Source organism: Labrys neptuniae, from assembly GCF_040797145.1.
Classification (GTDB): domain Bacteria; phylum Pseudomonadota; class Alphaproteobacteria; order Rhizobiales; family Labraceae; genus Labrys; species Labrys neptuniae.
This window is the reverse complement of record NZ_JBFNQD010000008.1, coordinates 21,144-39,672: the sequence shown is the minus strand read 5'-3', so window position 1 is coordinate 39,672 and position 18,529 is coordinate 21,144. Positions and strand designations below refer to the sequence as shown.

Here is an 18,529-nt window from a genome sequence, read left to right as displayed (position 1 = left end):
TACTTCCGATTAGGTATCGCGTACGCCTTTTGAAATAGCACGAAAAGTTTGTTTTGCGCAAACATAAACTCGCGACTGCCAACATGTCGACAGGCGATGCGCAAACCGCATTTCTTCGACCCTGTCAGCCGCCGCCTGCGACCGCCGCCTTGACCTGGCCGTAGATGTCGAGATCGGCCTCGAGCAGCACCTCGGTCTCGGGCAGCCTGCGCAACCGTTCCGCCAGGGCCTGGACCGGCGGCAACAGGGGCGCGATCTGCACCGCACCCTGCGGCATGCGCATGATCTGTTCGAGGTCCTCGGCGAAGACATGCGGCCGTTCGCGAATGCCGACGACCCCGGCGCTGGCAAGATTGGCGAGTGCCGTCGCCACGGCGCCGCGCGGCAACAGCGCGTCGAAGCCCTCGGCGGCAAGCTGGCGCGCAAGCGGATTGGACAGGATTGAAATCACCGGCCCCGGCATCTCGGCGAAGGCCTTCACCAATCCCTCCTCGTCCGTCTCGAGGTCTGCGACGAAATCGATGGCGGGCTTGAAGGCGGAGAGATCGCGCTGGCCCAGCAGGGCATCGCCATATTTGGGTACCAGCTTGAGGGCCATCAGCCGCTCGGCCAGTTCGTAATAGGGGTCGTGCAGCAGGGTCACCCAGGTGAAGCGCTCATGAATCAGCGCGTCATATTGCCTGAGCGTGAGCCGCCCGCTGACATAGAGCGAGGTGGTGTTCAACAAATGGAAGATCTGGGTCGCCGTCTCGCTTCCCAGCCGCTCGATGCCGCGGTGGAAATAGTTGAAATGCTGCTTGAGCGCCGCATCGAGCCCCCAGAGCGGAAACAGATGGGTCTCCAGCCGGAACAGACGGTTGGGCAGGCCGGGAGCGTCCAGATTGCGGCGATAGATCAGGATGCCGCTTTCCTCGTCCACCACTTCGACATAGCGCATGGCGCCGAGGCCGGGTACATTGGCATCGTTGAGCAGGAAGCCGCACAGGCCGTTGAGGTGGCGCCCCGCCGTGACCAGGGCCGGGCGCGGCTCGCTGCAGCGGATGCGGGCCGCCACCTGGCCGTCGACGAGGACATGCAGGATCGGCGTCTTCTCGAAATCGTCCGGGACGACATAGCCGGTGATCTCGCCGCCCTCGTCCGATTCGATGTTGAACAGCATGTCCTCGCCCGATTTCCAAGCTGGTTTTTCGGCCGCACGGGCCTCACCACAGGAGCGACTCTTCCTCCAGCACCCGCAGGAGATATTTGCCGTAGCTGCTGTTCTCGACCTTCTTGGCGAGGTGGCGCAGTTGATCGGCATCGATCCAGCCGCTGGAAAAGGCGATCTCCTCCGGGCAGGCGAGGCGCACGCCCTGCCGGTGCTCGAGCACGCGCACGAACTCGGCGGCCTGCAGCAGGCTGTCGGGCGTGCCGGTATCGAGCCAGGCATAGCCCCGCCGCATGCGCTCCACATGCAGGCTGCCCCGCTCCATATAGATGCGGTTGACGTCGGTGATCTCATACTCGCCGCGCGCCGAGGGCTTGATGGTCCGGGCGATGTCGACCACCTCGGCATCGTAGAAATACAGACCCGTCACCGCCCAGTTGGATTTGGGCTGCCTGGGCTTCTCCTCGATCGAGGTCGCCACCGCCTTCTCGTCGAAGCCGACCACGCCATAGCGCTCGGGATCGGTGACGTGATAGGCGAACACGGTGGCCCCCTCGCGGCGGGAGACGGCCGAGCGCATCAGCCCGGGCAGGCCGGCACCATAAAACAGATTGTCGCCCAGGATGAGCGCCGAAGGCTCGCCCGCCACGAAGTCGGCCCCGATCACGAAGGCCTGGGCCAGGCCGTCCGGGCGCGGCTGCTCGGCATAGCTCAGCTTCAGGCCCCATTGCGAACCATCGCCGAGCATCTTGCGGAACAGCGGCAGGTCATGCGGGGTGGAAATCAGCAGGATTTCGCGAATACCCGCCTGCATGAAGGTGCTGAGCGGGTAATAGATCATCGGCTTGTCGTAGATCGGCAGCAACTGCTTGGAGGTGATGCTGGTCATCGGATAGAGCCGGGTGCCACTGCCGCCGGCCAGTATGATACCGCGCATTCTCAATAACTTCCTTGATCAAAAACACCACGGGCGGCCGATTGCGAAGGCCGTTAGGACGAAGCAAGAGGAGAAACGGGCGAGGGTGAGCCCGCGCCGGCACGCCCCGCCTGCAGGCGCGATACGCAGTCGGCGACCGAGGCGCGCCAATCTGGCAAGGCGATGCCGTAACGCTGCTGCAGCCTGGCCGTGTCCAGCCTTGAATCGGCAGGACGGCGGGCCGGCGTGGGATAGTCCTTGGTCTCGATGTGCCTGACGCGGGCCGAGGGGCCACCCGACGATGCCGATGCCGCAAACACCGCCTCGGCGAGATCGGCCCAGCTCGCCTCACCGCTACCGGCGACATGAAACACGCCGAACAAGGGTGAGGCCGCCGCCTTCTCCTCGACGACCTTCCGGGCGATCCGCAACAGCGTCTCGGCAAGATCGAGGGCATAGGTCGGGCAGCCGAACTGGTCGGAGACGACGCCGACCTCGTCGCGCTCGCCGGCGAGCCGCAGCATGGTCTTCACGAAATTCTGGCCATGGGGCGAGTAGACCCACGAGGTGCGGCAGATCACGTGGCGCGGATTGGCGGCGGCGACGCGCAGCTCGCCTTCATGCTTGGACGCACCATAGACGCCGAGTGGGCAGACCCGATCCTCCTCGCGATAGGGATGGCCTGCGGCGCCGTCGAAGACATAGTCGGTCGAGACATGCACGATCGGCACGCCGAGCCGTTGCGCGGCCTCCGCGACGAGCCCTGCGCCGACGGCGTTGACCGCATGGGCCTTCTCCGGTTCGCTCTCGGCCCGGTCGACCGCCGTATAGGCGGCGGCATTGATGACCGCATCCGCCCCGGATGCGAGGAGCGCCTCAGGAATGCTCGCCGGCTCGGCCAGATCGAGGCCGGGCCGGCCGAGACAGACGATATCCACGCCAGAGGACGCGCCAACGGCCTGCAGGGAGCGAGCCAGTTGCCCTTCCCTGCCCGTCACCACAATACGCATCGCGAAACCTCCTGGATCCGGACTGCCGGCAGGCTCAGGCGCTGACGAGCCCCAGCCGTTCGCCGGCATAGACCCCCGAGCGGATCGGGCGCCACCACCAATCATTGTCGAGATACCACTGCACCGTATGCCGGATGCCGGATTCAAAGGTCTCGAGGGCGCGCCAGCCCAGATCCGCCTCGAGTTTGCCGGCATCGATGGCATAGCGCTGGTCATGGCCGGGGCGGTCCGGCACGAAGGCGATCAAATCCCGCCGCGGACGCGAACCGGCGACGAGCCCGTCCAGGACGTCGCAAATGGTCTCGACCACGCTCAGATTGCTGCGCTCGCTGCGCCCACCGACATTATAGGTCTCTCCCGGCCGGCCCGTCCGCACGATCGTCCACAGGGCACGGGCGTGGTCCTCGACGAAAAGCCAGTCACGCACATTGCTGCCATCGCCATAGACCGGCAATGTGCGTCCCTCCAATGCGTTGAGGATGACGAGCGGGATGAGCTTTTCGGGAAAATGATACGGGCCGTAATTGTTCGAGCAGTTGGAGATCAGCACCGGCAGGCCATAGGTGCGCATCCAGGCTCGGGCAAGGTGGTCGGACGCCGCCTTGCTGGCCGAATAAGGCGAGCTCGGATCATAGCGCGTGGTCTCGGTGAAGAGGCCGTCGCTGCCGAGCGAACCATAGACCTCGTCCGTGGAGACATGCAGGAAACGGAACGCGTCGCGCTCCCGGCCCGAAAGCGTACGCCAATAGGCGCGCGACGCTTCCAGCAGGGTGTAGGTCCCCACGATATTGGTCTGGATGAAGTCATCGGCTCCGGCGATCGAGCGGTCGACATGGCTTTCGGCGGCCAGATGCATCACCGCGTTCGGGCGAAAAGATGCCATGACGGCATCCAGCTTCAGCCTGTCGGTGATGTCGCCGCGCATGAAGCGATAATTTCGTGAGCCAGCTATCGAGCGCAGAGAATGAGGATTGCCCGCATAGGTGAGCTTGTCGAAGTTGAGCACCTCGACGTCCCCCTCCCCCACCAGCAGGCGCACCACGGCCGAACCGATGAAGCCTGCACCGCCTGTCACCAGAACACGCATCATGCGACACCTTCCTGTTCGGAGTTGTAATGAAATTGAGCCGGCAAGTCTTTCAGGAGCGGCAACCCCTGGTCCTTGGCCGAAAGCACGGGGCCCTGTGGCAGCACGGGCCATTCGATGCCGATCGCAGGATCATTCCACAGAATGCCGCCATCGTCGTCGGGGCTGTAGTAATTGGTGACCTTGTAGGCAACCAGCGTGTCCGGCTCCAACGTGCAATAGCCATGGGCGAAGCCGACAGGCACCCACAGCTGGTCGCCATCGACCCCGTCCAGGCGGGCCGAGACATATCTGCCGAAGGTCGGCGAGCCCTGGCGGATATCGACCGCCACGTCGAGTATCGCACCGCGGATGACACGAATCAGCTTGCCCTGCGCCATCGGCGAACGCTGAAAATGCAAGCCTCGCAGCGTACCCGCGGCGCCGGACAAGGCCTCGTTGTCCTGAACGAATTCTACTTCGGCAACCTGCTGGCAAAACCCGCGCGCACTGAACACTTCCGAGAAGTAGCCGCGGGCATCACCAAAACGTCGAGGGCGAACTCGCACGACTTCAGGGATGGCCAGGCGCTCGACAATCATCATACTAGCACTCACCAGAACTTTAAATGATGTATTTGATGCAAGACATTCATGTCAAGTCTATATTTTAAGCCAAAATGAACAATATAGTATAAAAAACGATTTACATTAATCTACGTCATGAATCAAACGACAAGAATTCAAATCAAGTAAAACTGTCATTAAATTTTAGTATATAACACATAAAATAGAAGTTTTTGGGAGGTAAAATACTGCTTTCAAATACAAAATATACAGACATAAAATACAATTACACCGCAAAAATCCCGAAAGTTTGCGGACAACTCACTCGCTTCACTACATAAGTCGTACAAGTAAGTTCATTTACGCCAGGGAATAATACTCCAAATAGGGGTTCATTTCAAAATATCGGATGAAGTCTGAAAATAAATTTAATCTAAATTATAATAATATTTAAGCGGATATGACAACATCAATCGAATTAGCTCTTCTATGACAACAGATCATATAATTTAAATTTGTCACTATGCTCGAAATTTCATAATAAAATTTCACCATTTGCTTAAGTTTATTGATTTATCCGGGTGTTTTGGGTGCGCTCATTTCACTTGAAAGGTTTACCTGATCGCAATCAGATGCGCCACCACCCGCTCAAAACAATTGAAGTAGTATCGGTTGTGCATTCCGGCTGGCAGCCCCCGAGTACTTTCCGGACACAGACGCAAGAACAATGGCATGCGAAACAACGGCATACGACGAGTGGGCTGCCCCGATACTACCGCCTGGCTCGAAAGATCAGGGGCAGGGCGGGAAACCAGGCAGCAAGGCCGGCCGCGCGGATGGCGGTGCCATGGTGACGCGCAATGCCCCCGGCCGCAGTCTCAATCCGCAAGGGGATGCAGATCGCGTACCATCGACTTCACGCGCTCGTCCAGCACATGCGTGTAGATCTGCGTCGTCGCAATGTCGGCATGGCCGAGCATCATCTGCACGGAACGCAGATCCGCGCCGTTCTGCAGGAGATGACTGGCAAAGGCATGACGCAGCACGTGCGGGCTGATGCGGTCGGCACGAATACCGACGCTCGCCGCCAGCATCTTCAGTTCCCGCGCGAAATGCTGGCGCGTGAGATGGCCGCTCTCGCCGAAGGACGGGAACAGCCAGGGCGAGGCCCCGTCCCTGCCCGTCTGCGCGAGCAGGCCGAGATAGGCCTGCATGGCTCGCTGGGCCGCTTCGGTGAGCGGCACCAGCCTTTCCTTGGCGCCTTTGCCGACCACATTCAGCATGGCGAGCCCGGGCCGCGCCGCGGTGCGCTTGAGACTGACGAGTTCCGAGACACGCAGCCCCGAGGCATAAAGCGTCTCGAGCAAGGCGCTCATCCGCGCCGCCCTCAGGCGCTCCGACAATGGACGGGCAGCATCCTCGATCCCCTCGGCCGCCGCCGCCAGCATGCGATCGACCTCGGCCACATCCAGCACCTTGGGAAGGGCACGCCCACGCTTCGGCCCGTCGAGCACACCGGTCGGGTCATCGGTGCGGAAGCCTTCGGCATAGAGGAATTTGTGCAACTGCCGGATCGCCGACAGATGGCGCGCTAGGGTGGTCGCCTTGAAGCCGAGATCACTGAGGGCGGCAAGATGCGCCCGCGCCTCATCGGCGCCCGCCGTGGCGATCGCTGCGCCCCGCCCCTTCAGAAAATCACTATAGTCGGTGAGATCGCGCCGATAGGCCTGCAGCGTGTTGTCGGCGCCGCCGCGCTCGGCGGACACCATGTCGAGAAAGGCATTGATCAGGCGAGCGTCGCTGGCGGGCTTGGACATGGCACCAGCCTAAGCCCACCGAGGTTAACAGCCGGAAAACCGCGCCGTATGGCACCCGCTCAATAGCCGAGCGCCGCGCGCAGCTCCGTCTTGGCCGGAGCGAACTCTGCCTTGAAATCATCCTGGCGCAAGATGGTTGCGGCGATCACCGAACCGGAGATGCGGCCCATCTCGATGTCGGAAGGATAGTGGATGCCGGCGACCAGACGGCTATGGCCATAGTCCCAGGCCCGCGCCATGATCTCGGCGCGCTTCTCCGGCACCATGTCGGCGAGGACGATCCCCATCAAGGTGCCCAGCGTGGTATGGCCGGAGGGATAGGCGCCCGAGTTCGACAGCTTCACCACCGGCTTGACGATATCGCTCACCATATGCGGGCGCGGCCGGTCGAGGATCTTCTTGGCAGGATCGACGACGGCCGCCTCCGTCTCGACCACACGGTCGAAGAAAGCCGAGAATTTGGGTAGCTTGTCCTTGTCGAATTTGGGACCGAACAGCTCGCCGGCGAAGCGCCAGACCGTCTCCTCGTCGTCGGCCTTGGCATGGGCGACCATCTCCGGCGTACGCTCGACCTGAAGGGTGAGGATCTCGGCTAGTTCGGCCTTGGTCTTGTCGGAGTCCTTGGCCGGCGGCGGCGGCAGGATGGTGACGAGATCGATGATCTTCGCATCGGTGAAGGGCTTGGCATCCTCGGCCTTCGCGGGGGCGAAGGCAGCAAGAGCCAGCAAGGCGGCAGCGGCGAGAATCGTGCGCATGGGGCGCTCCTGTGGGTGGGGGCGCCGTCCGATTGGCAGTGGTCGATGACAACGCCGTGACGTTGCCGGGCCGCAGCTCAGAAATAAAGCGGATGATCCTCCAGGGCCAAGGCGATCACCCTGAGCGAAGCAGCCGCCTGCAGATGCGCGTTGGGACTGGTTTCCTTGACGATCTCGGCCGCCAACCCCCTCAGGGATACGATCATGTCGCGCAACAGCTTGGCATGCGGAATGCGGATGGCGAGGAGACCGGCGACACGCACCAGCATCTCCGAGACGGCGGCGGCATGGTCGGGCTCGATCAGGCCTTCGCGCAGGAAGCGGCGCAGGCGCAGAATCTCCAGCCCCATGGTCACCGCGGCCAGGCTCCCGTCCAGCACATATTGGCCCTTGCTGCCCACGCGCTCCAGCGGTGCCATCAGCTGGTTGATGCGATCATAGGCCAGGCTCTCGAAAGCCGAAGGCTTGGGCAGGCGCTCATGCAGGCAAAGCCGGGTAAGATCGGCCCGGAAAGCCTCGACCACGCGCTCGACCACACTTTGCGGCCGGCGGGGCAGCACCACGGCGAACACGGCAAGGCTGAGCAACCCGCCGCCAAGCACCGCGATCGCCGCATTCATGAACAACCAGGGCTCGGCCACCATGGGCTGGCGCGGGTTGAGAAAGAGCAGGAAGTTGATGGCGAAGGCCGTGGCGATCGGCGTGAAGCGCGGATTGGCCATGCCCAGAGCCGCCGGCAGCAGCACCAGCCCGATCAGCGCCAGCAGCCAGGGGAGCCCCGGCAGGTGGGGCAGCATGAGCTGGCCGACCAGGAAGGCGAACGGCACCGAATAGGCCGTGCCCTTGAGGAAGTCCCAGGCCGACCGCAGCGGATTGGGCATGGTGGCGAACAGGCTCGACATCACCGCCACCATCACCGCCGCGCCGGCGAGGTCGGCCCAGCGCGTGGCGATCCAATAGGCGGTGACGATGGTGGTGGCGATCGCCGCCCTGATGGCATTGACGGCCGCCACCTCATAGTCGCGATCGATGGTGAGGGCCGGCAGCTTCCATTGGCCGGGTGGGTCGGGCGCCCGCAGCCGCAGGGCGGCCAGTCCCTCCAGCACCTGGCGGATGGCGGTAAGGAACTCGATCAGCAAAGTGATGCGAGCCGCCGCCGCGGCGCGGTCCTCGTGCGGCTGCAGCGGTGCGCCGCGCATCGCCTCGGACTCACGGCAGAATTCCTCGATCTGCCTCAGCCAGGGGCGGACATCCTGGGTGAGCCAGTCGCCCTGGGCGATGCCGTCCAGCATGGTCCTGATGCGGTTGAGCAGCGGGCGCCAGCTCGAATCGGGCGCGCTGGCATGGGCAAGCAGCGTGTGCACGGCCGAGATGGCCGAGAGCATGTGGCCGATCGTGTGCCGGGCCATGCGCCCATGCGTGACCAGGCTGGGCGCTTCCAGGCGGGCATAGGCGCGCATGCCCGCCAGCGCCTCGATATCGACGATCAGGCGCTGGTAGCGCGTGTCGAGCTCGGCCTTCGCCGTGCCGCCGATCGCACCGGCCCCATAGCGGGCAATGTCCCTGAGGCTGGCGCCGGCCCGTTCCACCAGTACGTCGCGCGCGAGTTGCGGCAGCAGGAAGCGGCTGGCCAGGCCAGCGCAGACGATGCCGAGCATGATTTCGATGCAGCGCGCCACCGCCAGTTCGTTGACGAGATGAGGATTGTCGAAAGCCGGCAGGCCGATGATGGCGGCCGTATAGCCGGCCAGCACCGCCCCATAGGCTTCGGGGTTGCGCAGGGTCGAGGCCACGAAGGTGCACAGGCCGATCCAGGCGGCCAGCAGCCCCAGGAAGAACAGATGCTCGCTGCCCGTGAGCTTGACCATCGCCACCGAGGCAAGGGCGCCGATCAGCGTGCCGGCCAGCCGGAACAGCCCCTTGGCGAGCACCATGCCGGCGACGGGCTGGCTGACGATATAGACGGTCATCATCGCCCATTGCGGCTGTTCAAGCCCGAGCGCATAGGCGATCGCCAGGGCAACGAGCCCGACTGCGGTGGTGCGGAATGCGAAGACCCAGTCGGCCCGCGGCGGCATGGCCAGATGCGGCAGGCTGAACGATGGACGGGCAGGCAGGAAATTCGAGCGAGGCATCACACCGGCCATACAGGGTTTGTCGCTGATTTGGTACCCGATCATGGCGCGCGATGATGAAGAGCATGCTGCCGCCGTGAGGCGCAAGCTGCTGTCATGAGAATAGGAAACGATCGTTTCCGAACCTGTTCCGGCCTCACCAGATCCCGGGCAGCATGCGATAGCGCACGCTCCGGGCGTAATCGGCATAGCCTGGCAGGCCTGTCATCAGGGTGCGTTCCTCGATGCGCGAGCGGAGCGCGAACGCCAGGAAGAACACCGGCATCATCGCAAGCCCCCACCAGGAGCCGATCAACAGCGGCGTGCCGATGAAATAGAGCATGACGCCGGCATACATGGGATGGCGGACAAAGGCATAGGGGCCTGTCGAGACCACATGATGGTGACGCTCGGCCTGCACCTTGACCACCGGCGCGGCGAAGGAGTTTTCGCGAAACACCCACATGACGAAGAGCGTGGAAGCCAGATAGAGCACGAGCCCGACGGCCTCGAGCGGGAGGGGCATGGTGGGAGCCCGCAGGCGCCGTTCGAGCCCGATCACCACGAACCAGACCACGGCGACCACGAGGAAGACCAGCATGAACCATTTGTCCGCGCTGGGTTGCTCGGGAGCTTTCAGCCTCATGCGTTCGGCCAGCAGGTCCGGATCGGTCCAGGCAAGCCACAAGCCGGCGGCGAGGCCGACGGCCAGGGAAACAACCAGGTAAAACCAGGCCGCGGTCCAAGCCAGAGTGCCCGCGGAGAGGAACAGCACCAGGCCCATGATGCCGACGAACACCAGATTTTGCAGGACCAGTTTGACGATCATTGCCATTGTCCCCATGCGGCAACGGCATCATCCCGCAGGTATTGGGCGAAAATGCAGTTCTCGGAACCCCGAACGGGAAACAGGGCCGCTCCCGCCCCGAACCGCCAGCATGCGAGCAGGCTAGGGCTTGGCCGGCTCCTTCGGCGGCTCCAGGTTCCTGAGCGGAATGTCCTGGCTCATCGGCCGCGTCGCCGGCTTCACGAATGTGCCCAGGGCATAGACGAGGCCGAACCCGGCCAGGCCCAGCAGCAGGAGAATGACAAGGAAACGGAAGAGGCTGGGCATGAGGATCCTGAAACGCAACGGTGCCAGGATAGTGCGCGATTGAGGGCAGCACCATGGCGTTGTGCCCTCCGCTTACCCGTGAGGCTCTTGCATCGAGGCCCCTCTCCGGTTCATTAGAACGATGGACTTGTTGATGCAGGACGATATGAGCGGCTTTGCGACACCCCCTGTCCCGGCCGAGCGCGAGAAGAAAATGGCGGAAGCCCTCGCGGGGCGGTCGGTCGTGCTGGTGGGCATGATGGGTGCGGGCAAGAGCGCCGTCGGCCGGCGCCTGGCGGGCCGGCTCGGCCTCGAATTCCGCGACGCCGATACCGAGATCGAGGAAGCCGCCCAGAAGACCATTTCGGAAATCTTCGCCTCGGATGGGGAAGCCTTCTTCCGCGACAAGGAACGCCGCGTCATCGCAAGGCTGCTTGCCTGCGACAAGCCGATCGTGCTGGCGACCGGGGGCGGCGCCTATATGAACGAGGAGACCCGCACCCTCATCGCCCGCTGCGGTATCTCGATCTGGCTGAAGGCGGAACTCGACGTGCTGATGCGCCGCGTTCGCCGCAAGCCGACCCGCCCGCTCCTGCAGACACCCGATCCGGAAGGCACGCTGCGCAAGCTGATCGAAGTCCGCTATCCCATCTATGCCGGCGCCGATGTCACCGTGCTGTCGCGCGACGTCGCCCAGGAGACAGTGCTCGAGGACGTCGTCACCGCCCTCGAACATCATTTATCGACAGAAAGATCGGACAAACCGGCATGAGCCAGCCCATCGTCGTTCCCGTCGCGCTGGGCGCGCGCTCCTACGAGATCGCCATCGGCCCGGGCCTCCTCGCCGAGGCTGGCCAACGCATTTCCGCCCTCGCCCCCAAGGCGCGCCTCGCCATCGTCACCGACGCCAATGTCGCGGCCCTGCACCTGGCGACATTGACGGCGAGCCTGGATGCGGCCGGGCTCGAGCACCAGACCATCACGGTTGCGCCCGGCGAGGCATCCAAGAGCTTCGCCACCTTCGCCGAGGTCTGCGAAGGCCTGATCGCCACCCGCGTCGAGCGTGGCGATCTCGTCGTCGCCTTTGGCGGCGGCGTGATCGGGGACCTGGCCGGCTTTGCGGCCGCCGCCGTCCGGCGCGGCATGCGCTTCGTGCAGATCCCCACCAGCCTGCTGGCGCAGGTCGATTCCTCGGTCGGCGGCAAGACCGGCATCAATTCCCGCCACGGCAAGAACCTGGTCGGCGCCTTCCATCAGCCCAGCCTGGTGCTGGCCGATACGCAGGTGCTCGACACCCTCTCCAGACGCGAATTCCGCGCCGGCTATGCCGAGGTCGCCAAATATGGCCTGATCAACGACGCCCCCTTCTTCCACTGGCTGGAAAACAACTGGCAGGACGTGATGGCCGGCGGGCCGGCGCGCGTCGAGGCCATCGCCACCTCCTGCCGCTCCAAGGCCGGCATCGTCGCCCGCGACGAAACGGAGACCGGCGAGCGGGCCCTGCTCAATCTCGGCCACACCTTCGGCCATGCGCTGGAAGCGGTCACCGGCTACAATTCCGCCCGCCTGGTGCATGGCGAAGGCGTTTCGATCGGCATGGTTCTGGCCCATGAATTCTCGGCCCGGCTCGGCCTGTGCTCGCAGGAAACGCCCTCGCGCGTCGCCGCCCATCTTGCCACAGCCGGCCTGCCCACCCGCATCGACCAAGTGCCGGGCGGCGCCGGCACGGCGGGCGAGTTGATGAACGCGATCCTGCAGGACAAGAAGGTCAAGCGAGGCAAGCTCACCTTCATTCTCACCCACGGCATCGGCGAAAGCTTCATCGCCAACGACGTCGACCCCAGTGCCGTGACGGGCTTCCTGGAAGAGAAGCTCGCCGGCGCCGGCAAGCTGGGAGCGTGATGATGTCTGAACCGTCATTGCGAGCGCAGCGAAGCAATCCGGATTTGGCCTGCCATGAAGATCCGGATTGCTTCGCTGCGCCCGCCATGACGATCTCTTTCCTTGGGCCGAGCCGGAAGTAACCCATGCATCCCGAGGCCTGGTACTCGCTCTTCATCGTCTTCCTGCTCCTGCTGGCGGGCTTTTTCTTCGCGGGCTCGGAAACCGCGCTCACCGCCGCCTCGCGGGCCAGGCTGCTGTCGCTGGAGAAGAATGGCAGCCAGCGCGCCAAGATCGTCAACAAGCTGCTCGACATCCGCGAGGCGATGATCGGCTCGCTCCTGGTCGGCACTTCCATCGTCAACACCGCCGCGGCGGCGCTGACCACCGGCATCCTGCTCGACATTTTCGGCGATGTCGGCATCTTCTACGCCACCATCGTCATCTCGGTCCTGACCATCATCTTCGTCGAGATCCTGCCCAAGACCATCGCCATCAACTATCCCGAGAGCTTCTCCCTGGCGGTCGGTTGGCCGGTCCGGCTGGTGGTGCTGATCTTCTCGCCGGTGACGGGCCTGCTCGGCTGGCTGGTGCGCGCCATCCTGCGCCTCGTCGGCCTGGAAGTCGGCAAGCACCCCTCCTTGCTCTCGGCCGCCGACGAATTGCGCGGCACCGTCGACCTCCTGCACAAGGAAGGCTCGGTGGAGAAGACCGACCGCGACATGTTCGGCGGCCTGCTCGATTTGCAGGAGCTCACCGTCGACGACGTCATGGTCCACCGCACCAAGATGTTCTCCGTCGACCTCGAAGAGGGGCCGGCCCAGATCGTGCAGAGCGTGCTCGCCGCACCCTATACCCGCATCCCGGTATGGAAGGAGAGCCCCGAGAACATCATCGGCGTGCTGCATGCCAAGGACCTCCTGCGTGCCCTCGACGCCGCCGGCAACGATCCCCTCAAGCTCGACATCGAGGAGATTGCCCTGCCGGCCTGGTTTGTGCCCGACACCACCTCGCTGGTCGACCAGCTGCGCTCCTTCCGCCGCCGCAAGCAGCATTTTGCCTTCGTGGTCGACGAATATGGCTCGGTGCTCGGCATCGTCACGCTCGAGGACATCATCGAGGAAATCGTCGGCGACATCTCCGACGAGCATGATCTGGTGGTGACGGGCGTGCGCCCACAGGCGGACGGCGCCGTCAATGTCGACGGCTCGGTGCCGATCCGCGACCTCAACCGCGCCATGGACTGGACCCTGCCGGACGAAGAGGCCACCACCATTGCCGGCCTCGTCATCCACGAGGCCCGCACCATCCCCGAGGCCGGCCAGACCTTCACCTTCCACGGCTACCGCTTCCAGGTGCTGAGGAAGCAGAAGAACCGCATCGCCTCGCTCAGGATCACGCCGATCGTGCCGGAGGCGCCGGACGCGTGAGAGTGGCCCCCGAGAGGCATCCGCCTCGTCACTGAGCCTGATCCATACGCCTTACTCGGTCCCAACCGTCATTTGCTTGAAGACCTCATCCCGCCTTACCAGCAGGTGGAAGAGAGCTGCCGCGATGTGAACCAGGACCAGCGCAAAGAAGGCCATTGCCAGATAGAAATGAGCATCCCAGAGCAGGGCATGCATTTCGCGGCTGGCCGGCAGGATCGCAGGCAGGCGCAAGCCGCCCGCCAGGACGATCGGGTAACCCGCCGCGGACATCATCGCCCATCCGATCAGCGGCATCCCGATCATCAGCAGATAGAAGGCCAGATGCGACAGATAGGCTGCCAGCTTCACGGGCGCCGGCAGATCATAGGGCAAGGCAGGCGCACCTTTTCTCAACCGGACCGCCAGCCTGAGGAGCGCCAGCACCAGGATGGCGACGCCGAGGCTCTTGTGAATTGAAATCAGGGAGAGATAGTCCGGCCCGATCGTCCGCACCATCGCCACGCCGATGAACAGCATGGCGAGAATGCAGATCGCCATCACCCAGTGCAACAGTCGCTGCAGGAGCGAGAAGGAGCCGCTGGCCGCTGTCATTGCTGTGCTCCCTGCTGGGTGGGATAGCTGCCGGCTTCGGCCGTTCGCCGGTCGAACGAGACGGCGTAGGCCGCCGAACGGGCGGCCGGGAATGGATCGTCCGAGGTGCGGATGCCGTCGGGAAGCACGGTCGGATCGAAGTTGATGTCCCGGCACGGCCCATGATCCTCGGCGAGGATCTGCGTGGCGGATAGCGTTCCCACCTCCACCGTCTTTCGATCATCAGGCCAGGCCTTGCTCGGATCCGCGGTGGGATCGCCCGGATTGGCCAGGGTGACGACCATCTTCCATTGCACGGGTCCCGCCTTCACCCGTTCCGCGATTTCCTGCTCGAGGAAATCGGCGTTGCGCTTGGCCAGATCGTCCGGCGCAAGGGCACTGGCGGCGACCGTGGGAACCAATGACCAGCGCACCGCCTGCTCCGCGCCCGCTGCATTCGTGAAGATGAAGCTGTTCAGGCTGTTGAAACGGTCCTCGGCATAGCTTGCCGTCCATGGCGTAGCCTTGGCCCAGCCGCCGAACGCCGCGATTTCGGGATGGGCACCGGCAAAACGCTTCATCGCCTCCGGATCCTTGCTCGCCGAGGCGATGAGGAGCTCGTAGAATGCCTGCGGCGTGGAAACCGGGAAGAAGGGCGGGTCTATCATGGCGCTGCGCCATTGCTGGCCGTCGGCTCCGGTGATCTGGATGCCAAGTCCCCTCACCCGAACCGTGGCATCGTTGGCCTTCGGGTCCGGCGTGCCGAGATTGAGGCGCCCGACGACCGCATAGCTGCCGGCCGCCAGCATGCTGGCCTTCGACAGGCTGGCACCTGACCCATTCGCCTCGAACTGCCCCGTGAAACAGATGCCCTTGGCATGATTGCGCCGGTGGCCGAGCGCCGGCCCGGTGGCGGGCGCCAGGGCATCGACGAGTTTCTGCGAGGTGAGGGCCTGGGGTGAAAGCCACCCGGCAGTGTAGGCAAAAGCAGCGCCTCCACCTGCGACGACCACCCCAATAATCGCAAAAGATAACCAGGTAGAATAGGAGGACGCCGGACTTGATGACATCACAACTCCTTAAGCCGAATTCCGACACGATAAAAAGAAAAGATAATTTCTTCCTCAACTGCCGAAGAATTTCTTATTCTTCATCCGAGGATGGAGGCAAGTCAAGCAGACATGGCGACCAATACTCGTCGCATCCCGCGCCACAGGCGACGGCGGCACATTCATGATGGCGTACGCTTGGCGCCCCTCTTTCGACATCGAGTTGACTTGATAGCATTCCTCCACGCCGGAAACACGCAGTGAGGTCATCCGTGCGTCTGAAATTCGCGTGAACGATCAAGCTCACGGATATGCGCGGCGGGATCCCGAAGGCTATCGATCTGTTTCCGAGATCCGATATGCCGAGGCCTCACATTTCTCCTTTCCCGGCCGCGCATGGCCACATCAAGCGGGTCCGCCTCCCTCTTCCCCTCCCCTTTGTGCCCTACGTCACACGCCAGTTGCCGACACCAGAGTGCGCCCTTTAAACTTGGCTCGATTTCCCCTATTTGGTTGCTCAACAGTCAAAGCATCTTCCGAATTGGCGCAATCGCCAAGAATTGCAAAGACGCTCCAAGCCAATCCGTTGGATTGGCTTGGCAACAACGAACCCGGAGCAGACAAGCGTTCGGCATGAACGCCGCACGCTCCGGGGTGGCCAACCCAGGGGAGAGCCGCATGGCCGAGTTCGACGCCGCGATCAAGTCCGCCGAAGCTGAAATCAAGGCGGCCCAGGCCAAGATTTCCGAGGTCAGCTCGAAGATCGAGCTCGCCCATTCCAAGATGGAGAAGGGCGAGGACATCTCCATCGATATCCAGAACGCGACGCTCGACGACGTTCACGCCCATTCCAACGCGATGAACGCCAACATCGCCGAGCTGATCATGGGCCTGGACGATGTCACCGCCGGCTTCTCCAAGGAATTCGACGCCATGCGCGAGAAGTCCGGCTGGGAGAGCTTCGTGGGCATCTTCTCCTCCGCCAAATCGGACTCCATGCGCGAGGAGCGCCTGCGCGCCGCCTCCATCGACGACAAGCTGCAGGACCTGATCTCCAAGTCCGACATCATCGTCAATCTGCTGCAGAGCCAGCTCGGCGTGCTCAACGACCACAAGACCCGGGTCGAGAAGAATCTGTCCGGCACCCTGTCCGATCGCGAGAGCACCGTGGCGGACCTGGAGAAGATCCGCGCCCAGGTCCTGGCCATGGATCCGAAGATCATCGATCTCGAAAACAAGATCTCGATGGAGCAGGATGCCGCCGCCCGCACGCGGCTGGAGACCGAGCTTGCCCAGACCAATGCGGCCTACAACAATCTCGTGCAGGAAGAGCAGGTCAAGCTCGCGCAGTCGCAGACGCTGGAGCGCTATATCGAGCAGGGCAAGAGCTGGGTCGACAGCCTGCAGAACCAGGCCGCCACCCAGATGGTGCTGATCAACAAGCTGCAGACCGACACCAAGCAGCGCGTGGTTCTCTATGATGCGCTCACCAAGTCGCTCAAGACGGCCCAGCAGCAGGACGTCGCCCACCGCATCAACGAGATCGGCGTCAAGACCGACCAGGAAGCCCAGGCCGCCATGGCCGCCATCGGCTCGGCCACCAACCAGCGCATGGCCGAGATGATGGAAAAGCACGAGGACCACATGGTCTTCGCCCGCAAGATCCTGGAAGAAAAGGCCAAATCCGACGAGCGCTTCGCCCGCCGCTTCGCCAAGATCGTCGAGAAGCACGACAAGAACCTCTATGGCGGGGCGTGAGGCGCGCCTACCCTCCCCTGGAGGGGGAGGTCGATGCAAAGCATCGGGGTGGGGTGGCAACACCGCCCGACCTCGGGATGCGCCGTAACGTGTCAGCCCTTCCGGCAAAATCACCCCACCCCGGCCCTGCGGGCCGACCCTCCCCCTCCAGGGGAGGGTAGAGAGTCCGAGGCCGCCCTTGACCCCTCCCGGTAACGATCACGTCACCCTGCCGGACCCTCAGGCGATGCGGCGCTATTTCGGCAAATTCTCCCGCATCATCCGCCATCTGCGCGAGATCGCCGGCCAGACCGGCCAGGGAAACCAGGCGAGCCTGGCCGATGACGCCAAATATGGCGGCGGCGAGTTCGCCAACATCCAGCTCGACCTGATCGAGAATTATCTCCAGCGCCTCGCCAAGACCTTCACCGCCCTCAGCCTCAAGCACCTGATGTCGGGCCGGGTCTCCTCGCTGCCGCTCACTTTGGCGATCGACCGCTCGGAAAGCGGCTTTCCGGTGTTCCAGGAGATCATGACGATGGCGAACGACCTGGCACAGGTCGACCGCCACCTCGCCAACCAGCCCGACCAGGCCCGGCTGAAGGAGGAGATGATCGCGGCCATCCTCTCCGAACGCGCAAGGCCGACCAACCTGCAATATGCGATGAGCCAGCGTATCTATTACGAGACGCTGAAATCGCGTGGCCTGTTCTTCGCCCAGAACCACCCTCAATTCGTGCTGCTGTCCGACCCCAAAGCGCAGCGCCGGCGCTACCTGCTGCATTGGGCCGTCTATGACAGTGCCCTCAGCCTGCCGGTGATCTATCTCCTGGTGGTCGAGGATACCGGCCATGTCATCCTCAACGAGGACCAGATGCGCTGGCCGCAGGTGCAGTCCCACCTGATGGCGCAGTCGCTCTCCAGTCTCAAGCTCCTCACCATTGCCCGCGGCTTCGACGTCGATTTCGACAATCTGCACCCCAAGCTCCTGAGGCGCATCCATGTCGGGCCGATGTATTCGCATGCCTTCACCGAGCAGACCGGCCCCTTGCGGGAAATCCTCGCCGAGGTCTCGCGCACCGAGGAGAGCGACTGGGCCCTGGCCTGGACCATCGAGACGCTGGTCTCGGCCCGCAGCGAAAGGGTGCCTGCGGGCCTGCTGTCCACGGTGGAGCGCGAGATCTTCGACCTCGACCAGTACCAGCCCGCTGCCGCCGAGGCCGGCGTCACCCGGCTCGAGCGCTCTCTCGTCCTGCCGGTGCTGCCCTATCAGGTTCTCGTCGACCGCGATCCCCCCGGCTTCCGGGACGTGCGCAAATATGTGGTGGGCGAGGACGGGTCGCTGCTGACGGGGCTGTGATGGGAGTGCGCAGAATAA

The 18,529-nt window shown here is 63.5% G+C and carries 17 protein-coding genes; 5 read left to right on the top strand and 12 right to left on the bottom strand.

Annotated elements, in window-relative coordinates; genetic code table 11:
* Positions 1 to 124: 124 nt before the first annotated feature.
* From ABXS05_RS21620 to ABXS05_RS21575, 10 genes are all read right to left on the bottom strand, one after another.
* Positions 125 to 1,159: a hypothetical protein gene (locus ABXS05_RS21620; protein ID WP_367625355.1), complete on the bottom strand. Its 1,035-nt coding sequence runs from the start codon at positions 1,157 to 1,159 to the stop codon at positions 125 to 127.
* A gap of 43 nt (positions 1,160 to 1,202) precedes the next feature.
* Positions 1,203 to 2,084 (bottom strand): glucose-1-phosphate thymidylyltransferase RfbA, encoded by an 882-nt coding sequence (rfbA, locus tag ABXS05_RS21615; RefSeq protein ID WP_311932997.1) that lies wholly within the window; start codon positions 2,082 to 2,084, stop codon positions 1,203 to 1,205.
* A gap of 53 nt (positions 2,085 to 2,137) precedes the next feature.
* Positions 2,138 to 3,073, bottom strand: a complete 936-nt coding sequence (rfbD, locus tag ABXS05_RS21610) for a dTDP-4-dehydrorhamnose reductase (protein WP_367625354.1) — start codon at positions 3,071 to 3,073, stop codon at positions 2,138 to 2,140.
* Between the two features lie 34 nt (positions 3,074 to 3,107).
* A complete protein-coding gene (gene rfbB, locus ABXS05_RS21605) occupies positions 3,108 to 4,160 on the bottom strand; it encodes a dTDP-glucose 4,6-dehydratase (RefSeq protein WP_311933049.1) in 1,053 nt (350 codons plus the stop codon).
* Positions 4,160 to 4,741 (bottom strand): dTDP-4-dehydrorhamnose 3,5-epimerase, encoded by a 582-nt coding sequence (gene rfbC, locus ABXS05_RS21600; protein WP_311933048.1) that lies wholly within the window; start codon positions 4,739 to 4,741, stop codon positions 4,160 to 4,162. The genes rfbB and rfbC overlap by 1 nt, the downstream gene beginning before the upstream one ends.
* A gap of 842 nt (positions 4,742 to 5,583) precedes the next feature.
* On the bottom strand, positions 5,584 to 6,522 hold the full coding sequence (locus ABXS05_RS21595) for a site-specific tyrosine recombinase XerD (protein WP_367625353.1): 939 nt from the start codon (positions 6,520 to 6,522) through the stop codon (positions 5,584 to 5,586).
* Positions 6,523 to 6,581: 59 nt separating this feature from the next.
* Positions 6,582 to 7,277: an acid phosphatase gene (locus ABXS05_RS21590; RefSeq protein WP_367625352.1), complete on the bottom strand. Its 696-nt coding sequence runs from the start codon at positions 7,275 to 7,277 to the stop codon at positions 6,582 to 6,584.
* A 77-nt stretch (positions 7,278 to 7,354) separates the two neighbouring features.
* Positions 7,355 to 9,412: an FUSC family protein gene (locus tag ABXS05_RS21585; protein WP_367625351.1), complete on the bottom strand. Its 2,058-nt coding sequence runs from the start codon at positions 9,410 to 9,412 to the stop codon at positions 7,355 to 7,357.
* Between the two features lie 136 nt (positions 9,413 to 9,548).
* Complete coding sequence (locus ABXS05_RS21580; protein WP_311932988.1) at positions 9,549 to 10,220, bottom strand: methyltransferase family protein; 672 nt, start codon at positions 10,218 to 10,220, stop codon at positions 9,549 to 9,551.
* Positions 10,221 to 10,340: 120 nt separating this feature from the next.
* A complete protein-coding gene (locus tag ABXS05_RS21575) occupies positions 10,341 to 10,505 on the bottom strand; it encodes a histidine kinase (protein ID WP_311932986.1) in 165 nt (54 codons plus the stop codon).
* A 133-nt stretch (positions 10,506 to 10,638) separates the two neighbouring features.
* Between ABXS05_RS21575 and ABXS05_RS21570 the strand changes: the two genes are divergently transcribed.
* The 3 genes from ABXS05_RS21570 (at position 10,639) to ABXS05_RS21560 (ending at position 13,795) form a co-directional block, all read left to right on the top strand.
* Complete coding sequence (locus ABXS05_RS21570) at positions 10,639 to 11,256, top strand: shikimate kinase (RefSeq protein WP_311932983.1); 618 nt, start codon at positions 10,639 to 10,641, stop codon at positions 11,254 to 11,256.
* Positions 11,253 to 12,386, top strand: a complete 1,134-nt coding sequence (aroB, locus tag ABXS05_RS21565) for a 3-dehydroquinate synthase (protein WP_311932981.1) — start codon at positions 11,253 to 11,255, stop codon at positions 12,384 to 12,386. The genes ABXS05_RS21570 and aroB overlap by 4 nt, the downstream gene beginning before the upstream one ends.
* Before the next feature lie 125 nt (positions 12,387 to 12,511).
* Positions 12,512 to 13,795, top strand: coding sequence for an HlyC/CorC family transporter (locus ABXS05_RS21560; protein ID WP_367625350.1), 1,284 nt, complete (start codon positions 12,512 to 12,514; stop codon positions 13,793 to 13,795).
* A gap of 51 nt (positions 13,796 to 13,846) precedes the next feature.
* Here ABXS05_RS21560 and ABXS05_RS21555 read toward each other — a convergent pair whose 3' ends face one another.
* A complete protein-coding gene (locus ABXS05_RS21555; protein WP_367625349.1) occupies positions 13,847 to 14,386 on the bottom strand; it encodes a cytochrome b in 540 nt (179 codons plus the stop codon).
* The gene (locus ABXS05_RS21550; RefSeq protein WP_367625348.1) at positions 14,383 to 15,435 is read right to left on the bottom strand and encodes a catalase family peroxidase; all 1,053 of its coding nucleotides are present in this window, start codon (positions 15,433 to 15,435) and stop codon (positions 14,383 to 14,385) included. Before ABXS05_RS21550 ends, ABXS05_RS21555 begins: the two co-directional genes overlap by 4 nt.
* Before the next feature lie 657 nt (positions 15,436 to 16,092).
* Between ABXS05_RS21550 and ABXS05_RS21545 the strand changes: the two genes are divergently transcribed.
* Positions 16,093 to 17,172 (top strand): coiled-coil domain-containing protein, encoded by a 1,080-nt coding sequence (locus ABXS05_RS21545; protein WP_367625347.1) that lies wholly within the window; start codon positions 16,093 to 16,095, stop codon positions 17,170 to 17,172.
* A gap of 178 nt (positions 17,173 to 17,350) precedes the next feature.
* A complete protein-coding gene (locus ABXS05_RS21540; RefSeq protein ID WP_311932972.1) occupies positions 17,351 to 18,511 on the top strand; it encodes a hypothetical protein in 1,161 nt (386 codons plus the stop codon).
* Positions 18,512 to 18,529 lie beyond the last annotated feature (18 nt).

Bases quoted from the DNA above. Each gene is read 5' to 3' on its own strand.
- ABXS05_RS21620 (WP_367625355.1), bottom strand. From the start codon at position 1,159: ATGCTGTTCAACATCGAATCGGACGAGGGCGGCGAGATCACCGGCTAT.
- rfbA (WP_311932997.1), bottom strand. From the start codon at position 2,084: ATGCGCGGTATCATACTGGCCGGCGGCAGTGGCACCCGGCTCTATCCG.
- rfbD (WP_367625354.1), bottom strand. From the start codon at position 3,073: ATGCGTATTGTGGTGACGGGCAGGGAAGGGCAACTGGCTCGCTCCCTG.
- rfbB (WP_311933049.1), bottom strand. From the start codon at position 4,160: ATGCGTGTTCTGGTGACAGGCGGTGCAGGCTTCATCGGTTCGGCCGTG.
- rfbC (WP_311933048.1), bottom strand. From the start codon at position 4,741: ATGATTGTCGAGCGCCTGGCCATCCCTGAAGTCGTGCGAGTTCGCCCT.
- ABXS05_RS21595 (WP_367625353.1), bottom strand. From the start codon at position 6,522: ATGTCCAAGCCCGCCAGCGACGCTCGCCTGATCAATGCCTTTCTCGAC.
- ABXS05_RS21590 (WP_367625352.1), bottom strand. From the start codon at position 7,277: ATGCGCACGATTCTCGCCGCTGCCGCCTTGCTGGCTCTTGCTGCCTTC.
- ABXS05_RS21585 (WP_367625351.1), bottom strand. From the start codon at position 9,412: ATGCCTCGCTCGAATTTCCTGCCTGCCCGTCCATCGTTCAGCCTGCCG.
- ABXS05_RS21580 (WP_311932988.1), bottom strand. From the start codon at position 10,220: ATGATCGTCAAACTGGTCCTGCAAAATCTGGTGTTCGTCGGCATCATG.
- ABXS05_RS21575 (WP_311932986.1), bottom strand. From the start codon at position 10,505: ATGCCCAGCCTCTTCCGTTTCCTTGTCATTCTCCTGCTGCTGGGCCTG.
- ABXS05_RS21570 (WP_311932983.1), top strand. From the start codon at position 10,639: ATGCAGGACGATATGAGCGGCTTTGCGACACCCCCTGTCCCGGCCGAG.
- aroB (WP_311932981.1), top strand. From the start codon at position 11,253: ATGAGCCAGCCCATCGTCGTTCCCGTCGCGCTGGGCGCGCGCTCCTAC.
- ABXS05_RS21560 (WP_367625350.1), top strand. From the start codon at position 12,512: ATGCATCCCGAGGCCTGGTACTCGCTCTTCATCGTCTTCCTGCTCCTG.
- ABXS05_RS21555 (WP_367625349.1), bottom strand. From the start codon at position 14,386: ATGACAGCGGCCAGCGGCTCCTTCTCGCTCCTGCAGCGACTGTTGCAC.
- ABXS05_RS21550 (WP_367625348.1), bottom strand. From the start codon at position 15,435: ATGTCATCAAGTCCGGCGTCCTCCTATTCTACCTGGTTATCTTTTGCG.
- ABXS05_RS21545 (WP_367625347.1), top strand. From the start codon at position 16,093: ATGGCCGAGTTCGACGCCGCGATCAAGTCCGCCGAAGCTGAAATCAAG.